20 protein-coding genes and 2 pseudogenes are annotated in these 21,186 nt (G+C 42.2%); 16 read left to right on the top strand and 6 right to left on the bottom strand.

The window, feature by feature from the left end; genetic code table 11:
- Positions 1–229 precede the first annotated feature (229 nt).
- Together fusA and gap are read left to right on the top strand one after the other, a co-directional pair.
- Positions 230–2,308 (top strand): elongation factor G, encoded by a 2,079-nt coding sequence (gene fusA / locus AEX56_RS07595; RefSeq protein ID WP_049618591.1) that lies wholly within the window; start codon positions 230–232, stop codon positions 2,306–2,308.
- Between the two features lie 200 nt (positions 2,309–2,508).
- The gene (gene gap, locus AEX56_RS07600; protein ID WP_049618592.1) at positions 2,509–3,519 is read left to right on the top strand and encodes a type I glyceraldehyde-3-phosphate dehydrogenase; all 1,011 of its coding nucleotides are present in this window, start codon (positions 2,509–2,511) and stop codon (positions 3,517–3,519) included.
- A 76-nt stretch (positions 3,520–3,595) separates the two neighbouring features.
- On the opposite strand, the gene AEX56_RS07605 is transcribed toward gap, so the two are convergent.
- The gene (locus tag AEX56_RS07605) at positions 3,596–4,144 is read right to left on the bottom strand and encodes a TetR/AcrR family transcriptional regulator (protein ID WP_049618593.1); all 549 of its coding nucleotides are present in this window, start codon (positions 4,142–4,144) and stop codon (positions 3,596–3,598) included.
- Between the two features lie 186 nt (positions 4,145–4,330).
- On the opposite strand from AEX56_RS07605, the gene AEX56_RS07610 reads away from it, so the two are divergent.
- The 7 genes and pseudogenes from AEX56_RS07610 (at position 4,331) to AEX56_RS08310 (ending at position 12,683) form a co-directional block, all read left to right on the top strand.
- Positions 4,331–6,202: a heavy metal translocating P-type ATPase gene (locus AEX56_RS07610; protein ID WP_049618594.1), complete on the top strand. Its 1,872-nt coding sequence runs from the start codon at positions 4,331–4,333 to the stop codon at positions 6,200–6,202.
- Between the two features lie 413 nt (positions 6,203–6,615).
- Positions 6,616–7,836, top strand: coding sequence for a hypothetical protein (locus tag AEX56_RS07615; RefSeq protein ID WP_049618595.1), 1,221 nt, complete (start codon positions 6,616–6,618; stop codon positions 7,834–7,836).
- A 173-nt stretch (positions 7,837–8,009) separates the two neighbouring features.
- Positions 8,010–9,206, top strand: a complete 1,197-nt coding sequence (locus AEX56_RS07620; protein WP_049618596.1) for a phosphoglycerate kinase — start codon at positions 8,010–8,012, stop codon at positions 9,204–9,206.
- Between the two features lie 396 nt (positions 9,207–9,602).
- Complete coding sequence (locus tag AEX56_RS07625) at positions 9,603–10,115, top strand: FUSC family protein (RefSeq protein ID WP_049618597.1); 513 nt, start codon at positions 9,603–9,605, stop codon at positions 10,113–10,115.
- 91 nt (positions 10,116–10,206) lie between these two features.
- Positions 10,207–10,572, top strand: coding sequence for a MerR family transcriptional regulator (locus tag AEX56_RS07630; protein ID WP_049618598.1), 366 nt, complete (start codon positions 10,207–10,209; stop codon positions 10,570–10,572).
- Positions 10,573–10,602: 30 nt separating this feature from the next.
- A pseudogene (gene glnA / locus AEX56_RS07635) lies at positions 10,603–11,894 on the top strand (type I glutamate--ammonia ligase).
- 198 nt (positions 11,895–12,092) lie between these two features.
- On the top strand, positions 12,093–12,683 hold the full coding sequence (locus AEX56_RS08310) for a CHAP domain-containing protein (RefSeq protein WP_236683033.1): 591 nt from the start codon (positions 12,093–12,095) through the stop codon (positions 12,681–12,683).
- A 117-nt stretch (positions 12,684–12,800) separates the two neighbouring features.
- On the opposite strand, the gene AEX56_RS09560 is transcribed toward AEX56_RS08310, so the two are convergent.
- The 4 genes and pseudogenes from AEX56_RS09560 to AEX56_RS07650 form a co-directional block, all read right to left on the bottom strand.
- The gene (locus tag AEX56_RS09560) at positions 12,801–13,172 is read right to left on the bottom strand and encodes a hypothetical protein (protein WP_443031025.1); all 372 of its coding nucleotides are present in this window, start codon (positions 13,170–13,172) and stop codon (positions 12,801–12,803) included.
- Positions 13,164–13,726: pseudogene (locus AEX56_RS09565) on the bottom strand (MBL fold metallo-hydrolase RNA specificity domain-containing protein); the annotation flags it as partial. The gene AEX56_RS09560 and the pseudogene AEX56_RS09565, both read right to left, overlap by 9 nt.
- 155 nt (positions 13,727–13,881) lie before the next feature.
- Positions 13,882–14,208 (bottom strand): MBL fold metallo-hydrolase, encoded by a 327-nt coding sequence (locus tag AEX56_RS09570; protein WP_443031024.1) that lies wholly within the window; start codon positions 14,206–14,208, stop codon positions 13,882–13,884.
- Positions 14,209–14,211: 3 nt separating this feature from the next.
- Positions 14,212–14,442, bottom strand: a complete 231-nt coding sequence (locus AEX56_RS07650) for a DNA-directed RNA polymerase subunit epsilon (protein WP_049618599.1) — start codon at positions 14,440–14,442, stop codon at positions 14,212–14,214.
- A 250-nt stretch (positions 14,443–14,692) separates the two neighbouring features.
- On the opposite strand from AEX56_RS07650, the gene tsaB reads away from it, so the two are divergent.
- The 3 genes from tsaB to tsaD are packed head-to-tail and all read left to right on the top strand — an operon-like array spanning position 14,693 to position 16,807.
- The gene (gene tsaB, locus AEX56_RS07655; protein WP_049618600.1) at positions 14,693–15,385 is read left to right on the top strand and encodes a tRNA (adenosine(37)-N6)-threonylcarbamoyltransferase complex dimerization subunit type 1 TsaB; all 693 of its coding nucleotides are present in this window, start codon (positions 14,693–14,695) and stop codon (positions 15,383–15,385) included.
- A gap of 1 nt (position 15,386) precedes the next feature.
- Positions 15,387–15,800, top strand: a complete 414-nt coding sequence (gene rimI / locus AEX56_RS07660; RefSeq protein WP_330218261.1) for a ribosomal protein S18-alanine N-acetyltransferase — start codon at positions 15,387–15,389, stop codon at positions 15,798–15,800.
- A complete protein-coding gene (tsaD, locus tag AEX56_RS07665) occupies positions 15,797–16,807 on the top strand; it encodes a tRNA (adenosine(37)-N6)-threonylcarbamoyltransferase complex transferase subunit TsaD (protein WP_049618602.1) in 1,011 nt (336 codons plus the stop codon). The genes rimI and tsaD overlap by 4 nt, the downstream gene beginning before the upstream one ends.
- Positions 16,808–16,968: 161 nt before the next feature.
- Here the strand turns inward: tsaD and AEX56_RS07670 are convergent, their stop codons facing one another.
- Positions 16,969–18,150: an NAD(P)/FAD-dependent oxidoreductase gene (locus AEX56_RS07670; protein WP_049618603.1), complete on the bottom strand. Its 1,182-nt coding sequence runs from the start codon at positions 18,148–18,150 to the stop codon at positions 16,969–16,971.
- Between the two features lie 95 nt (positions 18,151–18,245).
- Here AEX56_RS07670 and AEX56_RS07675 point away from each other — a divergent pair, with 95 nt between their 5' ends.
- The 4 genes from AEX56_RS07675 (at position 18,246) to AEX56_RS07685 (ending at position 21,181) form a co-directional block, all read left to right on the top strand.
- Positions 18,246–18,740 (top strand): DUF536 domain-containing protein, encoded by a 495-nt coding sequence (locus tag AEX56_RS07675; protein WP_049618650.1) that lies wholly within the window; start codon positions 18,246–18,248, stop codon positions 18,738–18,740.
- Between the two features lie 169 nt (positions 18,741–18,909).
- Positions 18,910–19,758 (top strand): hypothetical protein, encoded by an 849-nt coding sequence (locus tag AEX56_RS09155; RefSeq protein WP_236683034.1) that lies wholly within the window; start codon positions 18,910–18,912, stop codon positions 19,756–19,758.
- The gene (locus tag AEX56_RS09160) at positions 19,688–20,896 is read left to right on the top strand and encodes a BglG family transcription antiterminator (protein WP_236683035.1); all 1,209 of its coding nucleotides are present in this window, start codon (positions 19,688–19,690) and stop codon (positions 20,894–20,896) included. The genes AEX56_RS09155 and AEX56_RS09160 overlap by 71 nt, the downstream gene beginning before the upstream one ends.
- On the top strand, positions 20,897–21,181 hold the full coding sequence (locus AEX56_RS07685) for a PTS sugar transporter subunit IIB (RefSeq protein ID WP_049618604.1): 285 nt from the start codon (positions 20,897–20,899) through the stop codon (positions 21,179–21,181). It abuts the gene before it with no gap.
- Positions 21,182–21,186: the final 5 nt, after the last annotated feature.

Consider the following 21,186-nt stretch of genomic DNA (forward strand, 5'->3'; position numbering starts at 1 on the left):
ATAAGATGCAAAGAGTTAGCATACCGGTGAAAAATAGAGAAGTGACGCTATGTGCTTGCGCATGAGGAAGTTCATCTTTTTTCACTGAAAGTATGCAATTCGTACATCAACCAACAAAACATTATCACCAAAAATAAGAAGGAAAAACGGGTAGGTCCTGCCTATCCGTTTTTTCTAAATAATTGTATAATAAGAATCAAACTAAAAATAATATAGGAGAACAAACCTAATGGCTCGCGAATTTTCACTAGCAAAAACTCGTAACATCGGTATCATGGCCCACGTCGATGCCGGTAAAACAACAACTACAGAGCGTATCCTTTACTACACTGGTAAAATCCATAAAATCGGTGAAACTCACGAAGGTGCATCACAAATGGACTGGATGGAGCAAGAGCAAGAACGTGGGATCACCATCACATCTGCTGCGACAACAGCGCAATGGGATGGTCACCGCGTAAATATCATCGACACACCAGGTCACGTGGACTTCACTATCGAAGTACAACGTTCACTCCGTGTATTGGATGGTGCCGTGACTGTTCTTGACTCACAATCAGGTGTTGAGCCACAAACTGAAACAGTTTGGCGTCAAGCAACTGAGTACGGAGTTCCACGTATCGTATTTGCCAACAAGATGGATAAAATCGGTGCTGACTTCCTTTACTCAGTACAAACACTTCACGATCGTTTGCAAGCAAATGCTCACCCAATCCAATTGCCAATTGGTTCAGAAGATGACTTCCGTGGCATAATCGACTTGATCAAGATGAAAGCTGAAATCTATACTAATGACCTTGGTACAGACATTCTTGTTCAAGATATTCCAGCTGAATATCTTGAACAAGCTGAAGAATACCGTGAAAAATTGGTTGAAGCAGTTGCTGAAACTGACGAAGATTTGATGATGAAATACCTTGAAGGTGAAGAAATCACAAACGAAGAATTGATGGCTGGTATCCGTAAAGCAACCATCAACGTTGAGTTCTTCCCAGTATTGTGTGGTTCTGCCTTCAAAAATAAAGGTGTTCAATTGATGCTTGATGCGGTTATTTCATACCTTCCAAGCCCACTTGATATCCCTGCGATCAAAGGTATCAATCCAGATACAGATGAAGAAGAAACTCGTCCAGCATCTGATGAAGAGCCATTTGCAGCTCTTGCTTTCAAGATCATGACTGACCCATTCGTAGGTCGTTTGACATTCTTCCGTGTGTACTCAGGTGTCCTTAACTCAGGTTCATACGTGTTGAACACTTCTAAAGGTAAACGTGAGCGTATCGGACGTATCCTTCAAATGCACGCGAACAGCCGTCAAGAAATCGAAACAGTTTACGCTGGTGATATCGCCGCAGCTGTTGGTTTGAAAGATACAACTACTGGTGACTCATTGACAGATGAAAAAGCGAAAATCATTCTTGAATCAATCAACGTTCCAGAACCAGTTATCCAATTGATGGTTGAGCCAAAATCAAAAGCTGACCAAGATAAGATGGGTATCGCTCTTCAAAAATTGGCTGAAGAAGATCCAACATTCCGCGTTGAAACAAACGTTGAAACTGGTGAAACAGTTATCGCTGGTATGGGAGAGCTTCACTTGGATGTCCTTGTTGACCGTATGCGTCGTGAGTTCAAAGTTGAAGCAAACGTTGGTGCTCCTCAAGTATCTTACCGTGAAACATTCCGTGCACAAACTTCAGCACGTGGATTCTTCAAACGCCAATCTGGTGGTAAAGGTCAATTCGGTGACGTTTGGATCGAATTTACACCAAATGAAGAAGGTAAAGGATTTGAGTTCGAGAACGGTATCGTTGGTGGTGTGGTTCCTCGCGAATTTATCCCAGCCGTTGAAAAAGGTCTCGTAGAATCTATGGCTAACGGTGTTCTTGCTGGTTACCCAATTGTTGACGTTAAAGCGAAACTTTACGATGGTTCATACCACGATGTCGATTCATCTGAAACAGCCTTCAAAGTGGCAGCATCTCTTGCCCTTAAAGAAGCTGCTAAATCAGCACAACCAGCCATCCTTGAGCCAATGATGCTTGTAACAATCACAGCTCCAGAGGAAAACTTGGGTGATGTTATGGGTCACGTAACAGCTCGTCGTGGACGTGTTGATGGTATGGAAGCACATGGTAACAGCCAAATCGTTCGTGCCTATGTACCACTTGCTGAAATGTTCGGTTATGCAACAACTCTTCGTTCAGCATCACAAGGTCGTGGTACTTTCATGATGGTATTTGACCACTATGAAGATGTACCAAAATCTGTACAAGAAGAAATCATCAAGAAAAATGGCGGACAATAATTGCCATGAAAAAGACGCCTATCAGGTGTCTTTTTCGTTTTCTGAAAAGTGGTAGGTTCTTGCAATTTTTCCTAAATAGAGGTATAATAATAACGTTGAAAAGTGATTTGTATGTTTGCAAGTTACAATTTTCACAAATGGATTAAAAGGGTTTTCCTTTTAAAATAAATAACCCGATTTTCATAAGGAGGAAATCATACATGGTAGTTAAAGTTGGTATTAACGGTTTCGGTCGTATCGGTCGTCTTGCTTTCCGTCGTATCCAAAACGTTGAAGGTGTTGAAGTAACTCGTATTAACGACCTTACAGACCCAGCAATGCTTGCACACTTGTTGAAATACGATACAACTCAAGGACGTTTCGACGGTTCTGTTGAAGTTAAAGATGGTGGATTTGAAGTTAACGGTAAATTCGTTAAAGTATCTGCTGAACGCGAACCAGCAAACATCGACTGGGCAGCTGATGGCGTAGAAATCGTTCTTGAAGCAACTGGTTTCTTCACTTCTAAAGAAAAAGCTGAACAACACATCCATGAAAATGGTGCTAAAAAAGTTGTTATCACAGCTCCTGGTGGAAACGACGTTAAAACAATCGTTTTCAACACTAACCATGACACACTTGATGGTACTGAAACAGTTATCTCTGGTGCTTCATGTACTACAAACTGCTTGGCTCCAATGGCTAAAGCACTTCATGATAATTTCGGCGTTGTTGAAGGTATGATGACAACTATCCACGCTTACACTGGTGACCAAATGATTCTTGACGGTCCACACCGTGGTGGGGACCTTCGTCGTGCTCGCGCTGGTGCTGCAAACATCATCCCTAACTCAACTGGTGCTGCAAAAGCAATCGGTCTTGTAATCCCAGAATTGAACGGTAAACTTGACGGTGCTGCACAACGTGTTCCAGTTCCAACAGGTTCAGTTACAGAATTGTTCTCAATTCTTGAAAAACCAGTTACTGCTGAAGAAGTTAACGCTGCTATGAAAGCTGCTGCTAACGATTCATACGGTTACACTGAAGATCCAATTGTATCATCTGATATCGTAGGTATCTCATACGGTTCATTGTTCGATGCAACTCAAACTAAAGTCCTTGACGTTGATGGCAAACAATTGGTTAAAACTGTAGCATGGTATGACAACGAAATGTCATACACTTCACAATTGGTTCGTACTCTTGAGTACTTTGCGAAAATCGCTAAATAATCATTGTTGAACGAAAAGAGCCCTTTGGGGTTCTTTTTTGTATACAAAAAAACCAGCCAAGCTGGTTTGTGTATGATCAGACAAGTTCTAAGTAATACTGGCTCATTTCTTCTGCTGTTCGATTAGGTGCAGAATGTAACCACCAGTTGAGACAGGCAATAAAGCAGGATACAATATGGTGGGTAATGAGACTATCGGGAAGTGTTGATTGAGGAAAGTAGGTTTCTCGGATAGCAGGTGCCAGATGTTCTGCTAATTGTTGGCGAAGACTACGTCTGAAATAGTCATCATTGAGCTTGAAGAGCGTGAGAACCTTCTCATCGTTAGCTTTGAAATGATGGAAAAGATGGGTCACACGATCTACCAGTGAATCTTTTTCTGAATCCCAAGCATGTTTATTGTACTCGTCGTAGGACGCATCTAAGAAAACATGTTCAAAGAGGTGTTGACAGACAACTTCTAAAAGGTCGTCCTTACTGGTAAAATGGCTATAAAAAGTACTGCGACCAATATTAGCTTTTTCGATGATTTGACCAACGCTGATTTGTTGGAAAGATTGGGAATTGAGTAGGTCGAAAAAAGCTTCAAAGATGGCGGTTTGGGTTTTCTGGCTCCGTTTATCCATGGGACTCCTTCTAATTCATAGACAATTTTATTATACTGTTCAGTAAGATACAAATGGATTGTTTTGTATCTGTTTTTTTAGGTCAAAACCTGTCATACTACTATTGTAGAGGAGTTTAGGGGATTTGACAAGTCCTAAATTTTCCTTAGATAAAATCAGCTTTTAGAGCTGGGAGGTATGGATAGGATGACAGAATCTAGAAAAAGTATCATGGTCACTGCAACTTGTGCAGGACTAATTGTTTTGGGGTTATTAGCACAGTGGCTGGGACAAAGTCCTTGGGAAGCTTGGCTTTTTATTGCAGCTTTTTTGGTGGGCGGTTACTGCTCAGCTAAAGAAGGTGTGGAAGAATTAATTTACGATAAACATCTCAATGTGGATATCCTCATGGTCTTGGCAGCGTTGGGTGCAGGGATTATTGGTTATTGGCTAGAAGGGGCTCTCCTGATTTTTATCTTCTCTCTTTCTTCCACTTTAGAAATTCTTGCCATGGCAAAGAGTACAGAAGCCATTTCTTCACTGATGTCTATGACACCCGATGAAGCTCGGCTATTGGACGAAGACGGTCAAGTGACAGTTGTAGCGACTGCAGACTTGAAAGTTGGAGACCATGTCCAAGTTTTGAAAGGACAAGCGGTGCCTATTGATGGAACTCTTCTTAGTCCGCGTACGGTGCTAGATGAGTCCATGGTAACGGGCGAACTATTGCCAGCGGAAAAAGAAAAGGGTGAAACCATCATTGGTGGAACCATTAACCAAAGCGAAACGGTTGAGATGGAAGTTTTGGTGGAAAATAAGGATACCCTTTTTGCCAAAATTGTCAACATGGTCGAAGAAGCTCAGACACGTCAAAGTAAGACCTCAACGTTTATTGAACGTTTGGAAAATACTTATGTAAAAGTTGTTTTAGTCTTGGTGCCAACTTTTATTCTCTTTACTTACTTGGTTTTGGGATGGGAATTGCAGACAGCATTTTACCGTGGCATGATTTTACTGACGGTAGCTTCTCCATGTGCTTTACTTGCTAGTAGCACTCCGGCCAGTCTTTCAGCTATTAGTCGTGCTGCTAAAAAAGGGATGATTATTAAGGGTGGAGATACAGCAGATAATTTGGCAAGTTTGAAGGCAATTGTCTTTGATAAGACAGGGACCTTGACGATGGGAAAACCAACTGTAGGAGCTACATATTTTTCAGAATCTAGTCACGAAGGTCTTATATCTAGCGTAGTTTTTGCTGCTGAAAGTAAGTCTAGTCATCCGATTGCTCAAGCAATTTTGGATTATTATAGCGGTTGGAACATGGCGGAGCTAGGTGCCATGGAGGATGTGACTGGTAAAGGTTTCAAAGTTAGCTATCAAGGGGAAGCGTGGTGGATTGGTAAGAAGGATTTTATTCTGGGAGACGCGGAAGTTGTCCTCTCGGCAGATTCTATCGAATTTATGGAGAAACAAGCTGCTAAAGGCGACGCCTTGGTCTATGTGGCAACAAAAGGCACTCTCCAAGCTATTTATGCTCTTTCTGACCTTGTTAAAGCTGAGAGTAAGCAAGTCATTGCAGACTTGAAAGACTTGGGCATCAAGACCATTATGCTAACTGGAGACCAAGAAAAAACAGCACAGGCGATTGCTGCAGAACTCGGGCTTGATTATGTATTGGCTAATTGCTTACCGACTGATAAAGCGCGTCATATTGCAAACTTGAAAGAACAATATGGTTATGTGGGAATGGTCGGAGATGGAATAAACGACGCACCAGCCCTTGCGGTTGCGGATGTCGGATTTGCGGTCGGGTCTGGTACTGATATTGCCATCGAAAGCGCAGATGTAGTGATTATGGAGGATCTCAGTCGACTCAGCTTTGCTATTTCCCTCTCTAAAAAAATGCGCCTGATTGTGACGGAGAATATTGTCTTTGCACTGACGGTTATTGTCAGTCTCATCATTAGCAACTTGTTCCAAAATATCAGTTTGCCGCTAGGTGTGGTAGGGCATGAAGGATCTACGATTTTAGTGATTCTCAACAGCCTTCGTTTACTTCGTTACAATGTTCGCAAATAGAGACCTTCTATCCTGTGAAGGATGGGAAAGAAAACTAGTCGTTTTAGCAAAATGAATATGACCTACTCTAGAAAGAGCAAGATCTTTCTAGAGTTTTTTTGTGCGCTCAACTGAAAGGTAAATCTTTCTAAAATGAGTTTCTGTCCTGTCATAGGGGAGTTTCATTCATTTTTTAGGCATTTATTATACAAATATATCGAAAAATAAAGAAATATGTTTGAACAACATTGACCAAATGGTTCAAAAATAATAAAATATGTAAGCTGAGAAAAAGCGAAATAAAAAATAATCCTCAAAGAGGGAAATGGAGTAAACATGAAAAAAGAACATCAAACGACTAGCAAAAAAATTGTAAACACAGCGATGTATTAGCTAAAGTCGCTGTATACAGTGCCATAACTCTGGGGGCTGCTTTGTTAGCAGCACAAGTAAACCCACAAAACGCAGAAGCTGCCCCTACTAGACTTGGGACTCTTTGGACTACAACTGATTGTACTGTAGGTAAAGATGCCGGACCTTACAAGAGAGAAAATTGTAAAGAAACATGGGAAAAACGAGAAAAGGAAATGGAAGAAGAGGAAAAACGCAAGGCGGCAGAAGCGGCTTCTACGCCAACTTCTCCAGATGGAACAACGCAAAGTGATGGTGGTTCAACAACAACTTTACCAGCGCCAACACCCGCAGCTCCCCCATCAACTCCAAGTGATAAAGAAGAAACTTCAGATTCTTCGGAGTCAGAAACTGTAGTGGATCCTAAAAATGTCCCAGCTGAAACTGCAACACCAACGCCAGCTGCACCAGCGCCAGAGGAAAAATTACCAGCTGATGAGAGTGGGCATGCTGCTGATATTACTATGCAAAAAGGTCCTGAAAACTCAGTGCCAGCTACCGACTCTGACCAAAAAGCTCCTCAACCATCAGAATCAGATTCTCCAAGTGCAGGCCCTGCAATCGAAACTCCTGACCAGACACCTGCAGCTCCAAGCACAAACTATCCAGAGCAAGACCAAGAAACTCATGCTGATGCTACTGCCAAGAGCCATGTCTACAATAAAAAAGACAAAGCTTTGACCATCACTTGGTCATACGACGAGCAAAATCAAGCCTTCAAAGCTTACATCGCTCCTGCTCCAAAAGCAGAAGAACCAGTAGCAGATTACACGCTTAAAGTAGAAGGTCGTCAAGTACCAGCTCTTGTCTTGAAAGACACAACCCTTTCAGAAGCAGAACATATCTTCAAAATGTTTGCAAATGACAAGAAAATGGATGCAACTTGGACATACAAAGACGGCGTCTTCACTGCAGAAGTACAACCAGAGCCAGTACATGAAATCACTATCGAAACGACAGAAAAATCTGAAGTAGATATGGTGAACCCTCCAGTGGAAAGCCCAGCTGCACCACAAGCTCCTGAAACATACGACGCATCTGTCTTGGTAGCACCGATCAAACATGAAGAAGTTCCAATAGCACCTGAAATGCCTGAAATTGAATATAATTTCTATATTCCAGAACTCAATTTTGATATGCAATCAGAAACAACAGATGATTTGGAAGCTAAAATTACGAAATTACAAGATCTTGCTATGCTTTCCATCAAATATGGCTTAGACGACTTAACAGGTTTGGAATAAACCGGTAAAATTTAAAAGATACTTAGAAATAGCCTTTCTAGGTGTCTTTTTTGTTTTCAGATTTCTCTGAGAGAACATTTCGTTATAATAGTCACAAATAGAGAATTATCGTGGAAAAATATGACAAACTGTGCTATAATGAGGAAGATTAAAAGATTAAGGAGTTTAACCTAATGGCTAAATTGACTGTTAAAGACGCTGACTTGAAAGGAAAAAAAGTTCTTGTTCGTGTGGACTTTAATGTACCTTTGAAGGATGGCGTAATCACTAATGATAACCGTATCTCTGCGGCCCTTCCAACGATTAAGTACATCATCGAGCAAGGTGGACGTGCCATTCTTTTCTCTCACCTTGGACGTATAAAAGAAGAAGCGGATAAAGAAGGTAAATCACTTGCACCAGTTGCAAAAGATCTTTCTGAAAAATTAGGCCAAGAAGTTGTTTTTCCTGGTGTAACTCGTGGTGCTGAATTGGAAGCTGCTGTTGAGGCTTTGGAAGATGGTCAAGTTCTTTTGGTTGAAAACACTCGTTTTGAAGATGTTGATGGTAAAAAAGAGTCTAAAAATGATCCAGAACTTGGTAAATACTGGGCATCACTTGGTGATGGTATCTTTGTAAATGATGCTTTCGGTACAGCACACCGTGCGCATGCATCAAACGTTGGTATTTCAGCAAATGTTGACAAAGCAGTGGCAGGTTTCCTTCTTGAAAACGAAATTGCCTACATCCAAGAAGCGGTTGAAACTCCAGAACGTCCATTCGTAGCTATTTTGGGTGGCGCAAAGGTTTCAGATAAAATCGGTGTCATCGAAAACTTGTTGGAAAAAGCTGACAAGGTCATTATCGGTGGTGGTATGACTTATACCTTCAATAAAGCTGAAGGGCATGCTGTAGGGGGCTCTTTGTTAGAGGAAGACAAAGTTGCTATGGCAAAAGAATTGTTGGAAAAAGCCGGCGATCGTTTGGTCTTGCCGGTTGACTACAAAGAAGCTAATGGCTTTAATGATTATACTGAAATCCGTATAACAGAAGGCCGCGATATTGCAGATGGTTTCCAAGGTTTAGATATCGGACCAAAATCAATCGCTAAATTTGAAGAAGCGCTTGAAGGTGCTAAAACGGTTGTCTGGAATGGTCCAATGGGTGTATTTGAAAACCCTGATTTCCAAGAAGGTACAATTGGTGTTATGGATGCCATTGTGAAACAACCTGGTGTGAAATCAATCATCGGTGGTGGTGACTCTGCGGCTGCAGCGATCAACCTTGGCCGTGCAGATAAATTCTCATGGATCTCTACAGGTGGTGGAGCATCAATGGAATTATTAGAAGGTAAAGTACTACCTGGTTTAGCTGCACTAACTGAAAAATGATGAACAATCTAAGGGCGGGCAACCGTCTTTTTTGAGTATGAGTATAAGAAGGAAATAGGATAGGACGTGGTTGGATTTTTAGACAATATTACGGAAGAGATTGTCTGAGATATCTGGTGCGGTTTGGGTTTGAAATAGGACAATTTATCATCGTGATGTTGATAAATTGTAGTAAAACTGTATCCTACGCTACACTAGCGAATCGTGTTCCTGAAGAAAATGTTACGTAGATTGTTCAGCCTACTATTGACTCTCCTATCTGCTCAGATAGTGGTCATAAAAGAGACAAGGAGAATGAAGTGAGTGCCCCATTTGAGTATCGACTGTGACAAGAAATAATGGTCAAAAAATCAGCATTTTTACCCTAAAAAACGGACTTCGTGTTACAATAAAACTATGTTTAAGAAATATACATTTGATCCAGCCAAGTTTAAATTGGGTATGCGAACGCTCAAATCGGGGATTGCCGTTTTCTTGGTGATCTTGCTATTTCACTTAATTGGTCGGGATGGCGTACAAATTGCTGCGCTGGCAGCTGTCTTCAGTTTGCGAGAAGACTTTGGGCAAAGTATTAATTTTGGAGCTTCTCGGATTCTTAGTAATTCCATTGGTGGCTTCTATGCACTTCTCTTTTTTATTTTAAGTGATATCTTTTCCCATCATATTTGGGTGACCCTGATTTTTGTACCCATTTTTACCATGTTAACCATTATGACCAACGTGTCCTTTAATAATACGACCGGTGTCATCAGTGGAGTGGCTACTATGTTGATTATCGCCTTATCCATTCCAGCAGGGGATTCCATTATTTATGCTCTGACTCGTGTTTTTGAGACTTTTGTTGGTGTCTTTATAGCTATTTTGGTCAATTATGATATGGAACAAATCAAGAAAATCTTGAAAAAATAAAATTAAAACCGAACGATGTCAGAAAATATAACATTGGCACTTGACGAACAATTAGAATTTCCCTATAATGGGTAGAGTAAAAGGAGCTCTCGTGAGAGAAAAAGAATTACGCAGAACGTTATCCGTCTTTCCGATTGGCAGTGTCATGAAATTAACTGATTTGACTGCCCGTCAGATTCGTTATTATGAGGAGCAGGGCTTGATAGAGCCTGACCGCAACGAGGGAAATCGACGAATGTATTCGCTAAACGATATGGATCGCCTTTTGGAAATCAAGGATTATCTTGCGGATGGTTACAATATTGCAGCTATCAAGTCAGAGTATGCTGCTAAGGGAAAAGCCAAGCAGAAATCCCTATCCGATAGTCAGGTGAGACAACTTCTGCACGATGAGTTATCCAAGGTGGGACGGTTTACCACTGCGCCCAATGGGTTCGATACATTTCGCATGAAATAATCATGCTGGTTTTTTAAAAAGGAGTTGCCAATGTCTATTACGGCTGCTGATATTCGTCGTGAAGTCAAAGAAAAAAATGTTACTTTCTTGCGTCTCATGTTCTCAGATATTTTGGGAGTTATGAAAAACGTAGAAATTCCTGCTACAGAAGAACAGTTGGAAAAAGTGTTATCCAATAAAGCGATGTTTGATGGTTCTTCTATTGAAGGGTTTGTTCGGATTAACGAATCGGATATGTATCTCTATCCTGATTTGGACACATGGACAGTCTTTCCTTGGGGCGATGAAAATGGTGCTGTTGCAGGTCTGATTTGTGATATTTATACTGCTGAAGGTCAACCGTTTGCTGGTGACCCGCGTGGTAATCTCAAACGAGCTTTGAAACATATGGAAAATGTGGGCTACAAATCCTTTAACTTGGGTCCAGAGCCAGAATTCTTCCTCTTCAAGATGGATGAACATGGAAATCCATCGTTAGAAGTCAACGATCGTGGTGGGTATTTTGACTTGGCACCGACAGATTTAGCGGACAATACTCGCCGTGAAATTGTCAATGTCTTGACGCAAATGGGCTTTGAGGTGGAAGCGTCACACCATGAAGTAGCTGTTGGACAACATGAGATTGATTTCAAGTATGCCGACGTCTTGAAAGCTTGTGATAATATTCAAATCTTCAAGCTGGTTGTAAAAACGATTGCTCGTAAGCATGGTTTGTACGCAACCTTTATGGCCAAACCAAAATATGGTATCGCTGGAAGTGGCATGCACTGCAATATGTCTCTCTTCGACCAAGATGGGAATAACGCCTTCTTTGATGAATCTGATCCTCGTGGTATGCAATTATCTCAAGATGCTTATTATTTCTTGGGTGGTTTGATGAAGCATGCCTACAACTACACGGCGATTATCAACCCAACGGTTAATTCATACAAACGCTTAGTTCCTGGTTATGAAGCTCCAGTTTACGTTGCCTGGGCTGGTCGCAATCGTTCACCACTCATTCGCGTACCGGCTTCTCGCGGTATGGGAACGCGTCTGGAATTGCGTTCTGTGGATCCGACAGCTAATCCTTATCTGGCGTTAGCAGTGCTTCTTGAAGCGGGTCTTGACGGTATTGAAAATAAAATCGATGCTCCTGCACCAATTGAAACGAATGTCTATGCAATGACACCTGAAGAGCGTTTCAAGAAGACGAAGTTATTAAAGGTGCTCTAGGTGAACATATTTATACCAATTTCCTTGAAGCCAAGCGTATTGAGTGGGCAAGTTATGCAACCTTTGTTTCTCAATGGGAAATTGATAATTATTTGGATGTTTATTAAATCAGAATTGAAGAGTTTGGGACAAAAAGTAGTTCCATACTCTTTTTATTTTCCCAAAATGTAAGCCTTTAACTCTCAAACGACTTGTAATAGACTTTGTAATATAATCTTTTTGTAACATTTCTTGCCTAAAACACATCAAATTGTTACATAAATGGCGTATGCTGGACTCTGTGACATTTGAGAGGAAATTTAATTGTGAAGAAAAAAGTAATAAGAAATATCGTACGGATTATTATGATGGGAATGGTCTTTGGCTTTAGTGGTCAAAAAGCCAGTGCTGTGACTGTTGGTTTTCCGAATGCTAAGAGTGCAGCAGGTGCTGTACAGGCATCCTACTTTTATGAGAAATCCATAAAAGAACCTGTACAAAAAATTATGTCAGCACAAGAGCAAACCCTACGAGCTGTGGCGGTAAGTATTGCTCCTAAAATTGAATATAGTCCCAATACTTATCCAGTTGGTCAATGTACATGGGGAGCAAAGGAATTAGCTCCTTGGATAGGAAATAACTGGGGAAACGCTAATGATTGGGCTATTAGTGCACTGTCACTTGGTTTTGACATTGGAACAAGCGCTAAGGTTGGTGCGGTAATGGTCTGGTCGGACGGTGGCTATGGTCATGTAGCGATAGTGACGGATGTGGCAGCTGATGGCATGATTCAAGTGCAAGAAGCGAACTATGCTGGGAATCCAGCGGTTGGAAATTACCGAGGCTGGTTTGATCCGGCAGTAGAATCGGCCTACGCTGCAATCTCATACATTTATGCACCAACACAGATAAATTAAAAGCAACACCTTCTGGTGTTGCTTTTTATTATTCTTATTCTTTATCAGGCGTAAGCACCATTGGGATAATGATAGGTTCGCGCTCTGTTTTTTCGTAGAGGAATGGTCGGATGGCGTTCACAATGGCGCCGTTGGGCTTTCACGGATGAGGTCGCCAGATTCGCGCATATAGACAAAGCCTCGGCTGAGGAGGTCTGGTCCTGCTAAAATCATTTGACTATCAAAATCAACCGTTGCAGCAGCTAGTACGACGCCGTCTTCGGACAACTCGCGACGATCCTTGAGGACGGCTGCACCAACTTCACCGATACGATTTCCATCTACGTAGATATCTTGCGCATTGAAGTGGCCTGCTAAACGTGCTGAATCCTTAGTCAAGGCAAGTACGTCGCCATTTTCCATGATGAAGATATTGTCTTTTGGAATGCCTGTATCAACAGCTAGTCCTGCATGGATTTTTTGCATACGGTATTCACCGTGAACTGGCATGAAATACTTGGGTTTGATGAGACGAAGCATGAGTTTTTGCTCTTGCTGACCACCGTGACCAGAAGTATGGATATTATTGACCTTACCGTGAATGACTTCAACACCCGCTTCAATCAAGATATTGATCAGTTTGTTGACGCCTGTAGTATTTCCCGGAATTGGGCTAGAAGAGAAGATGACGGTATCGCCTGGTTGCAATTGTACCTGACGGTGTGTTCCATGGGCGATACGAGACAAGGCAGCCATTGGCTCCCCTTGGCTCCCTGTACAGAGAATCATCATGTCACTAGCTGGATATTCTTTGATAGCATTTGGCTCAATGAAGGTCCAAATACAGCAATTTTTCGTCCAGTTTTCACGGCAGCTTCAGCTGCTTGTTGGAGACGGAAGATATTGGATGCAAAGGATGCGAAGATAATCCGTCCGTGAATGCCTTCAATGATTTTAGTGATGGACTGACCGACTACTTTTTCGGAATTGGTAAAGGTTGGGATTTCGGCGTTGGTAGAGTCTGACAGGAGACAGAGAACGCCTTCTTCTCCCAGCGCAGCCATTTTATGCAAATCAGCTGGCTCACCGACTGGAGTGAAGTCAAATTTGAAGTCACCTGTACAGACAATTTTTCCTTGAGGGGTATCAATGACAATTCCCAAAGGTTCTGGAATAGAATGCGTTGTGCGGAAGAAAGATACCTTGAGATTTTTGAAGGTTAATTCTGTTTTATGGTTAATTTCATGCAAAGTTGCAAAATAGGAATGTTTGCCTGTTTGAGAAGGAAAGGAATTCCTCCGATATGGTCCTCGTGACCGTGAGTAATGACGAGACCTTTGACGCGGTCCAAATTGTCGACAATATAAGAGTAGTCTGGGATAACGTAGTCGATCCCGAGTAGATCATCTTCGGGGAATTTGATGCCAGCATCTACGATGATAATTTCATCTTGGTATTCAATACCATAGGTATTTTTCCCGATTTCTCCCAAACCACCGATGGCGAAAACACCAACTTCTTGAGGTTTTAGATTGACTGATGACATAAATTAGAACTCCGTCAATTTGAAATCAGCATGAGCTTTCTCATACTCGAGGTGGTTTTCAGATAACAACTCAATAAATTCAATATTGTAGGCTGTGTTTTCTTCAACCAATTGACGCGCAGCAATGCGACCTTCTAGTTCATTAGCAGCATCAACTTCCAAGTAAAGTGAGTGAGTTTGCTCACGGCGTGGGCTGCGGTCTTTAGTTTCCTGATAAAATACTTTGTAGATCATGTTTTTCCTTTCTGATGCACGAAAGAGACGATAAAATAGACCTTTATGAGTCCCTTTTCTTTTTGATTGAAACGTAGCAATTACTAATATTATATCATAAAAGCCCTAGTTGTAGAAAAAAATTGGCGGGGAAAATGGAAAAAAGAAGATTTGCAAATGAGTTTTCAAAGACTTGGAAGGCGAGATTTGAAAAAAGTGCTAGAATGTCATAAAATAGAAGGATAGAATGCCCAGAAAGTATGGAAAATAAATGAAGATTTTATCCTTTGATACGTCCAGTCAAGCTCTGTCTGTTGCTCTCTTGGAAGATGACAAGCTGATGGCGGAGACGTCCCTCAATATCAAGAAAAACCATTCCATTAGCCTGATGCCGACCATTGATTTTTTAATGGCACAGTTGACCTGGAAACCAGTAGATTTGGAGCGTATCGTGGTAGCACAGGGACCAGGATCTTACACAGGTTTACGAGTCGCGGTGGCGACAGCTAAGACTTTGGCTTACGCTCTCCAGATTGACTTAGTAGGGATTTCCAGTTTGTTAGCTCTGACAGATACGGATGCGCAGGGAGTGGTAGTTCCTATTATGGATGCCCGTCGCAATCATGTCTATGTTGGCTTCTATGAAAATGGCAGAGCACTTGAGCCAGATAGACATGCAGCATTTGAAGAGGTCTTGGAAAAAGCAGCTGGTTTTGATCATGTGACTTTTGTTGGGGAAGTCGCAGCTTTTGAAGAACAAATCAAAGAAAGCTGTCCACAAGCAACTATTCAAGCGACCTTGCAATCTGCAGAGCTGATTGGTAGGTTGGGACAATCATTAGAGCCAGTTAATGTACATGCTTTTGAACCATCTTACCTCAAACGTGTTGAGGCAGAGGAAAACTGGCTTAAAGCACAAGGCCAGACGGCAGTGGATGATCAGGACTATATTAAGCGAGTCTAAGATGACAGATACAGAAGCTATTTATGGATTGATGACAGAGGTCTACGGGGGTCAGTCGCCTTGGACGATGCAGCAGATTGCGGCAGATATGCAGCAAGACCAGACAGACTATAACTTGATTTGGCAAGATGATCGTCTTGTGGCATTTTGTGCTATTCAGGATTTGGCTGGTGAGTTGGAATTGACTCAGATCTCGGTGACCAAGGATTATCAGGGTCAAGGCTTTGCTAGTCAGTTGATGGAAAAATTAACTGCTAGAGTGGAAACCATCTTTTTAGAGGTGAGAGTGGGGAACAGCTCTGCTATTTCCCTTTATAAAAAATTTGGTTTTAAGGAAGTTGGGCGACGTAAAAGCTACTACCATGAGCCCATTGAGGACGCCCTTGTCATGGTGCGTGAAGGAAAAGAAGAATGAAAGATACCTATATTTTAGCCATTGAGTCGTCTTGTGATGAGACTAGTGTGGCTGTTTTAAAAAATGAGACGGAGCTGCTTAGCAATGTTATCGCTAGCCAAGTTGAAAGTCATAAGCGTTTTGGGGGTGTAGTACCTGAAGTTGCTAGTCGTCACCATGTGGAGGTGGTCACAACCTGCATTGAGGATGCTCTCATGGAAGCTGGTATAAGGGCGGATGAGCTGGATGCTGTTGCAGTGACCTATGGACCTGGCTTGGTTGGTGCGCTTCTTGTCGGAATGGCGGCGGCTAAGGCTTTTGCTTGGGCATATGGCTTGCCACTCATTCCTGTCAATCACATGGCGGGGCACTTGATGGCAGCGCGTGAAGTGGCAGAATTACACTATCCCTTGATGGCGCTCTTAGTGTCTGGTGGTCACACAGAATTGGTCTACGTGCCCGAAGCTGGCTCTTACCACATTATCGGTGAGACGCGAGATGATGCGGTTGGAGAGGCCTACGATAAGGTCGGTCGCGTCATGGGCTTGACCTATCCAGCTGGTCGTGAAATTGACCAATTGGCACATAAAGGTCAGGATGTCTACGATTTTCCACGAGCAATGATCAAGGAAGACCATTTAGAATTTTCTTTTTCAGGTCTCAAATCTGCCTTTATTAACTTGCACCACAATGCGGTGCAAAAAGGGGAAGACTTGAATGTGGAGGATCTGTGTGCATCTTTCCAAGCAGCAGTCATGGATATTCTACTTGCCAAAACCAAGAAAGCCTTGGAACGCTATCCAGTACAGCAATTGGTTGTAGCGGGTGGTGTTGCAGCAAACCAAGGCTTGCGTGAGCGTTTGGCGCAGGAAATCACGGATACGGAAGTCATTATTCCGCCCTTGCGCCTTTGCGGGGACAATGCTGGTATGATTGCCTTGGCTGCAGCTGTGGAATATCAGCAGGGACACTTTGCAGAATTGGATTTGAATGCTAAGCCAAGTCTGGCTTTTGAAGGAATAGAATAAATAAGAGAGTTTCGCTCGATACTTTCGTTTAGGGCTAAAAAAGTTGATTGATCAGTGCATTAGAGGGGTGAGTGGCTTTGCAGCTCATGATTTTCCACCTTAGACTTTTTCAATAGTTTAAGAACTAAACTGCACAATAAACTCTTTTTAAAATGTATACTTTAATAACTGTCAGGCAATTGGGTTCCTGCTACCCAGCCGGTACAAAGGCAATGGGTAATGTTGAATCCACCTGTGTGGGCGTTGATGTCCAGTACCTCACCTGCAAAATGGAGCCCAGGAATCTTCTTACTTTCCAAGGTTTTTGGATTGATTTCGGACAATTCCACGCCGCCTTTGGTCACGAAGGAACGTGCCAGAGACATTTTTCCGGTAATGGGAATGGGCAGAGCTTTGATATACTGAATCAAGCCTTCCAGTTCCTTCTGAGGGATTTGTTTAACCTTGATATTGTGGTTTTCCGCAAAGAATTCTGCTAAGCGTTCGGGCATGATTTCTTTGAGGGCATTCTTCAAAGATTTTTCGCGCTGTTCTTGCAGATAATCAGCTAGCTTTTCTGAAGAAATCTGTGGGATGACGTCTAAATAAGCTGTCTCCCCACCTTTGACAAAACTGGATAGCCGAAGGGCTGCGGGACCTGACAAACCAAAATGGGTAAAGAGCAGATCATGTGTAATGCTGTGCTTTTCATAGGTCAAGGTCACATCATCTAGGGAAATTCCTTGAAGTTTTTTGTGAGGGAAATCTGTCAAAATTGGGCTCTCGGCTGCTTCAAAATCAGTCACCTCAAGCTTAAAATGTCGCGCAATCTCATGGCCGAAACCAGTTGATCCTGTAGAGGGATAGGTTTTACCGCCGGTAGTGACAATCAGTTGGCGACTGGTAAAGACTTGTTCAGCGGTCTTCACATGAAAAAGTTCTTCACTTTTTTTGACGGAAACGACCTCGCAGCCTGTGCGGATAGAAACACCATTTTCTAGCATCTTCATCTCTAATGCTTTGATAATGGTTTGGGAGCGGTCTGTCGTAGGAAAGACACGTCCATGGCCTTCGACTTTGAGCTTGACACCATTGTCCTCAAAAAAGTTCATGATATCATGGTTGTCGAATTGGGAAAAGACGCTGTAGAGGAAGCGACCATTGCCAGGAATACCTTCTAAGAGGTCTTCTAGGGTACCGTTGTTGGTTACATTGCAGCGCCCGCCACCTGTTCCAGATAATTTTTTGCCTAAGCGCTTATTTTTTTCTAACAAAAGAGTGGATTTGTCATAAAAACTGGAAGAGATAGCTGCCATCATCCCAGCAGGACCCGCCCCAATAATAATCGTATCAAATTGGTTCATGGGCTTATTTTACCATAAATTTGACAGGGATAGGGGGTTGTGGTAAGATTTTAATGATAGAAAAGTTTCAAGAAAATCAAGTATTTGAGGATATTATGGGAATTGAAAAAACGGTCAGCGAATTAGCTGAGATTTTAGGAGTGAGTCGTCAGGCGATGAACAATCGTGTCAAATCACTTCCTGAAGAATTTGTTGAGAAAAATGACAAGGGTGTGACGGTTGTCAATCGAGCTGGTCTTGTTAAGTTGGAAGAGATTTACAAGGCGACCATTTTTGAGGATGAACCTATCAGCGAAGAAGTGAAACAACGTGAACTCATGGAAATTTTGGTTGATGAAAAGAATGCGGAAATTGTTCGCCTTTATGATCAACTGAAGACCAAAGATCAGCAAATCGCTGAAAAAGATGAGCAGTTGCGGGTTAAAGATGTGCAAATTTCTGAGAAGGATAAGCAGTTGGACCAACAACAACAACTGACTTTGAAAGCAATGGCAGACAAGGAAACTTTGAAATTGGAATTAGATCAGGCCAAAGCAGAAGTGGAAGAAACTCAAAAGAAAGGTTTCTTTGCTCGCTTGTTAGGCAAATAAATAAGAACAATCTTTGGAAGAGCTGGATACAAATCTAGCTTTTTTCTTTTTTATAGCGTGCAAGCGCTTTACAGCCCAATCAAACTCCAAAATGAAGAAGGGGAATTTGGGCTCAAAAGAACTAGAAATCAAAAATGAAAAGGGTTACAATTTAAACAAGGAGGTCAAGATGACTGCAAATCGTACGACTGCCCTATTGATGGAATTATTTAACAATCAGGAAATGAGCCTCTATGAATTGGGGATTCAGACGGGAATGGACAAGGAAGATATCCTTGATAGTCTGGGACAGATCAATCATTTGTTGGTAGAACATGAAATCAGGACCATTGACTTGTCTGATGGATATTTTCGTCTATCAAGTCAGCACTTGGTCTACCAAACTGAGATTTTTGAATGGTTGAGAAGTCGGGATATTTATCTCTCGCAAGATGAGAGACAGGTCTTGATTTACCTATATACCTATATGAGGAAGGACTTTGTTTCCAATGTGCACTATCAGGATTTGTTAAGCGTTAGTCGCAATACGACCTTAACAGATATTAAAAATGTGCGCGAGCTTTGTCAAGAGTACGGTGTATCTTTTGACTACACGCGAGCGCGTGGTTATCATCTGACAGGGCAGGAACATGATAAGCATCGTCTGGCTCTCTATTGTATCAGCGATTGCCTTAAGTCCTCCATAGGGAACTGGGCGCTGGATTATATATTGCGGGCTTGGGAGGAGAAAAATCACTTAGCCAGTCTCAAAAAGGCAGGTCAGGATTTGTGCCAGTTTTATCAGTTCTCCGCCTTGGAAGATCGTCTGGAAGAGTATCTCCATTTCTTGCAGATGGTGGCGGTACGGCGCGAGCGCATGCAGGAGAATCTGACTGGCGTGACTAATCAAGTGGCAGAACCCATTGATCAAATGGTGACTCAACTGTGGAAGACCTTGAGTCAGCAGGATGGTACCATTCCTGGGTTCACGAGATCAGAAAAATCAATTTTTTCATCAACTGACGGTAGCCATTGTTGAGGAAATGGAACGTTTGTCTCTCATTTCTTTTGAGGACCGCAGTGAATTGATTCAGGGACTGGAACGTCATCTGATTCCCGCTTACTATCGTCTTAAGTCACATTTGGTCAGCGTTAATACTTATACGGATGTGATCAAGGAAGAGCATAAGGACTTGTTCCAGTTGGTGCAAAAAGCTTTGGCTCCACTTGAGAGCGAATTGGGATTTCCCATTCCAGACAGTGAAGTTTCTTATTTTGTGATCCATTTCGGTGGCTACTTGGAGGCGGCAACAGAGCGGACTTTCCGCTATAGGGCACTGGTAGTCTGTCCCAATGGTGTTAGCTCGTCATTGATTGTCAAGGAAAATCTCAAACAGCTCTTTCCGCATATTGAATTCGCGGACACGCATTTTGTCACAGATTTTCAAACCATTGATCAAAGTCAGTATGATATGATTTTCGCAACCATTAAGTTGGATACGAAACTGCCATTTTACTTAGTACCCACATTGATGAACAATCGTCAGAAACGAGACCTGTTTCACTTGGTCAATGAAGACTTCGGGAATGCTGGATCTGTGCCGATTGAGATTGAACAACTCATGAGCTTGATTGGCAAGCATGCGACGGTTCACAAAGAACAAACTTTAAAGTATGAATTGGCGCAATTTTTAAATGAAAAATCTTATGAAAGAAAGGGTAGAAGTCCTATGTTAGGCGAATTGATTACACGTGATACGTATCAGTATCAAAAAGACAAAATGACGTGGCAGGAGGCCATTGCTTGTGCAGCTCAGCCACTCCTAGCCGATGGAAGTATCGAAGCATCCTACATTGATGCTATGGTGACCAAGGTGACTGAATATGGACCATTTATTGATTTAGGAAAGGGGGTTGCAATTCCACACGCGCGACCAGAAGATGGTGTCAATCGGATTGGCATGTCTATGTTGCGATTGGAAGAGCCAGTTTATCTCTTGGATGACCCAGCGCATGAAATTCGCTTGTTTATTTGTATTGCGGCGGTGGATAATCAAACGCACTTGCGAGCTCTGTCGCATCTGACAGCCATCTTGCGAGATGCAGATAATATTGAACGCTTGGGGACATCAGAAAACTTTGATGACATCGCAGACTTACTAGAGGAGGAAAAATAAATGTTACGTATTGGTACAGCATGTGGTTCAGGTTTGGGTTCTAGTTTTATGGTTCAAATGAACATTGAATCCATTTTGAAAGATTTAGGTGTGACAGATGTCGAAGTGGAACACTATGATCTTGGTAGTGCAAGTCCAAGTGCAGCCGATGTATGGATTGTAGGACGTGACTTAGCAGACTCAGCCGGTCACCTAGGTGATGTTCGCATTTTGAACAGCATCATTGACATGGATGAATTACGCGAATTGGTCACAGCTATTTGTCAGGAAAAAGGCTTGATTTAGCCTGA

This window comes from Streptococcus sp. X13SY08 (assembly GCF_001182825.2).
Lineage (GTDB): Bacteria > Bacillota > Bacilli > Lactobacillales > Streptococcaceae > Streptococcus.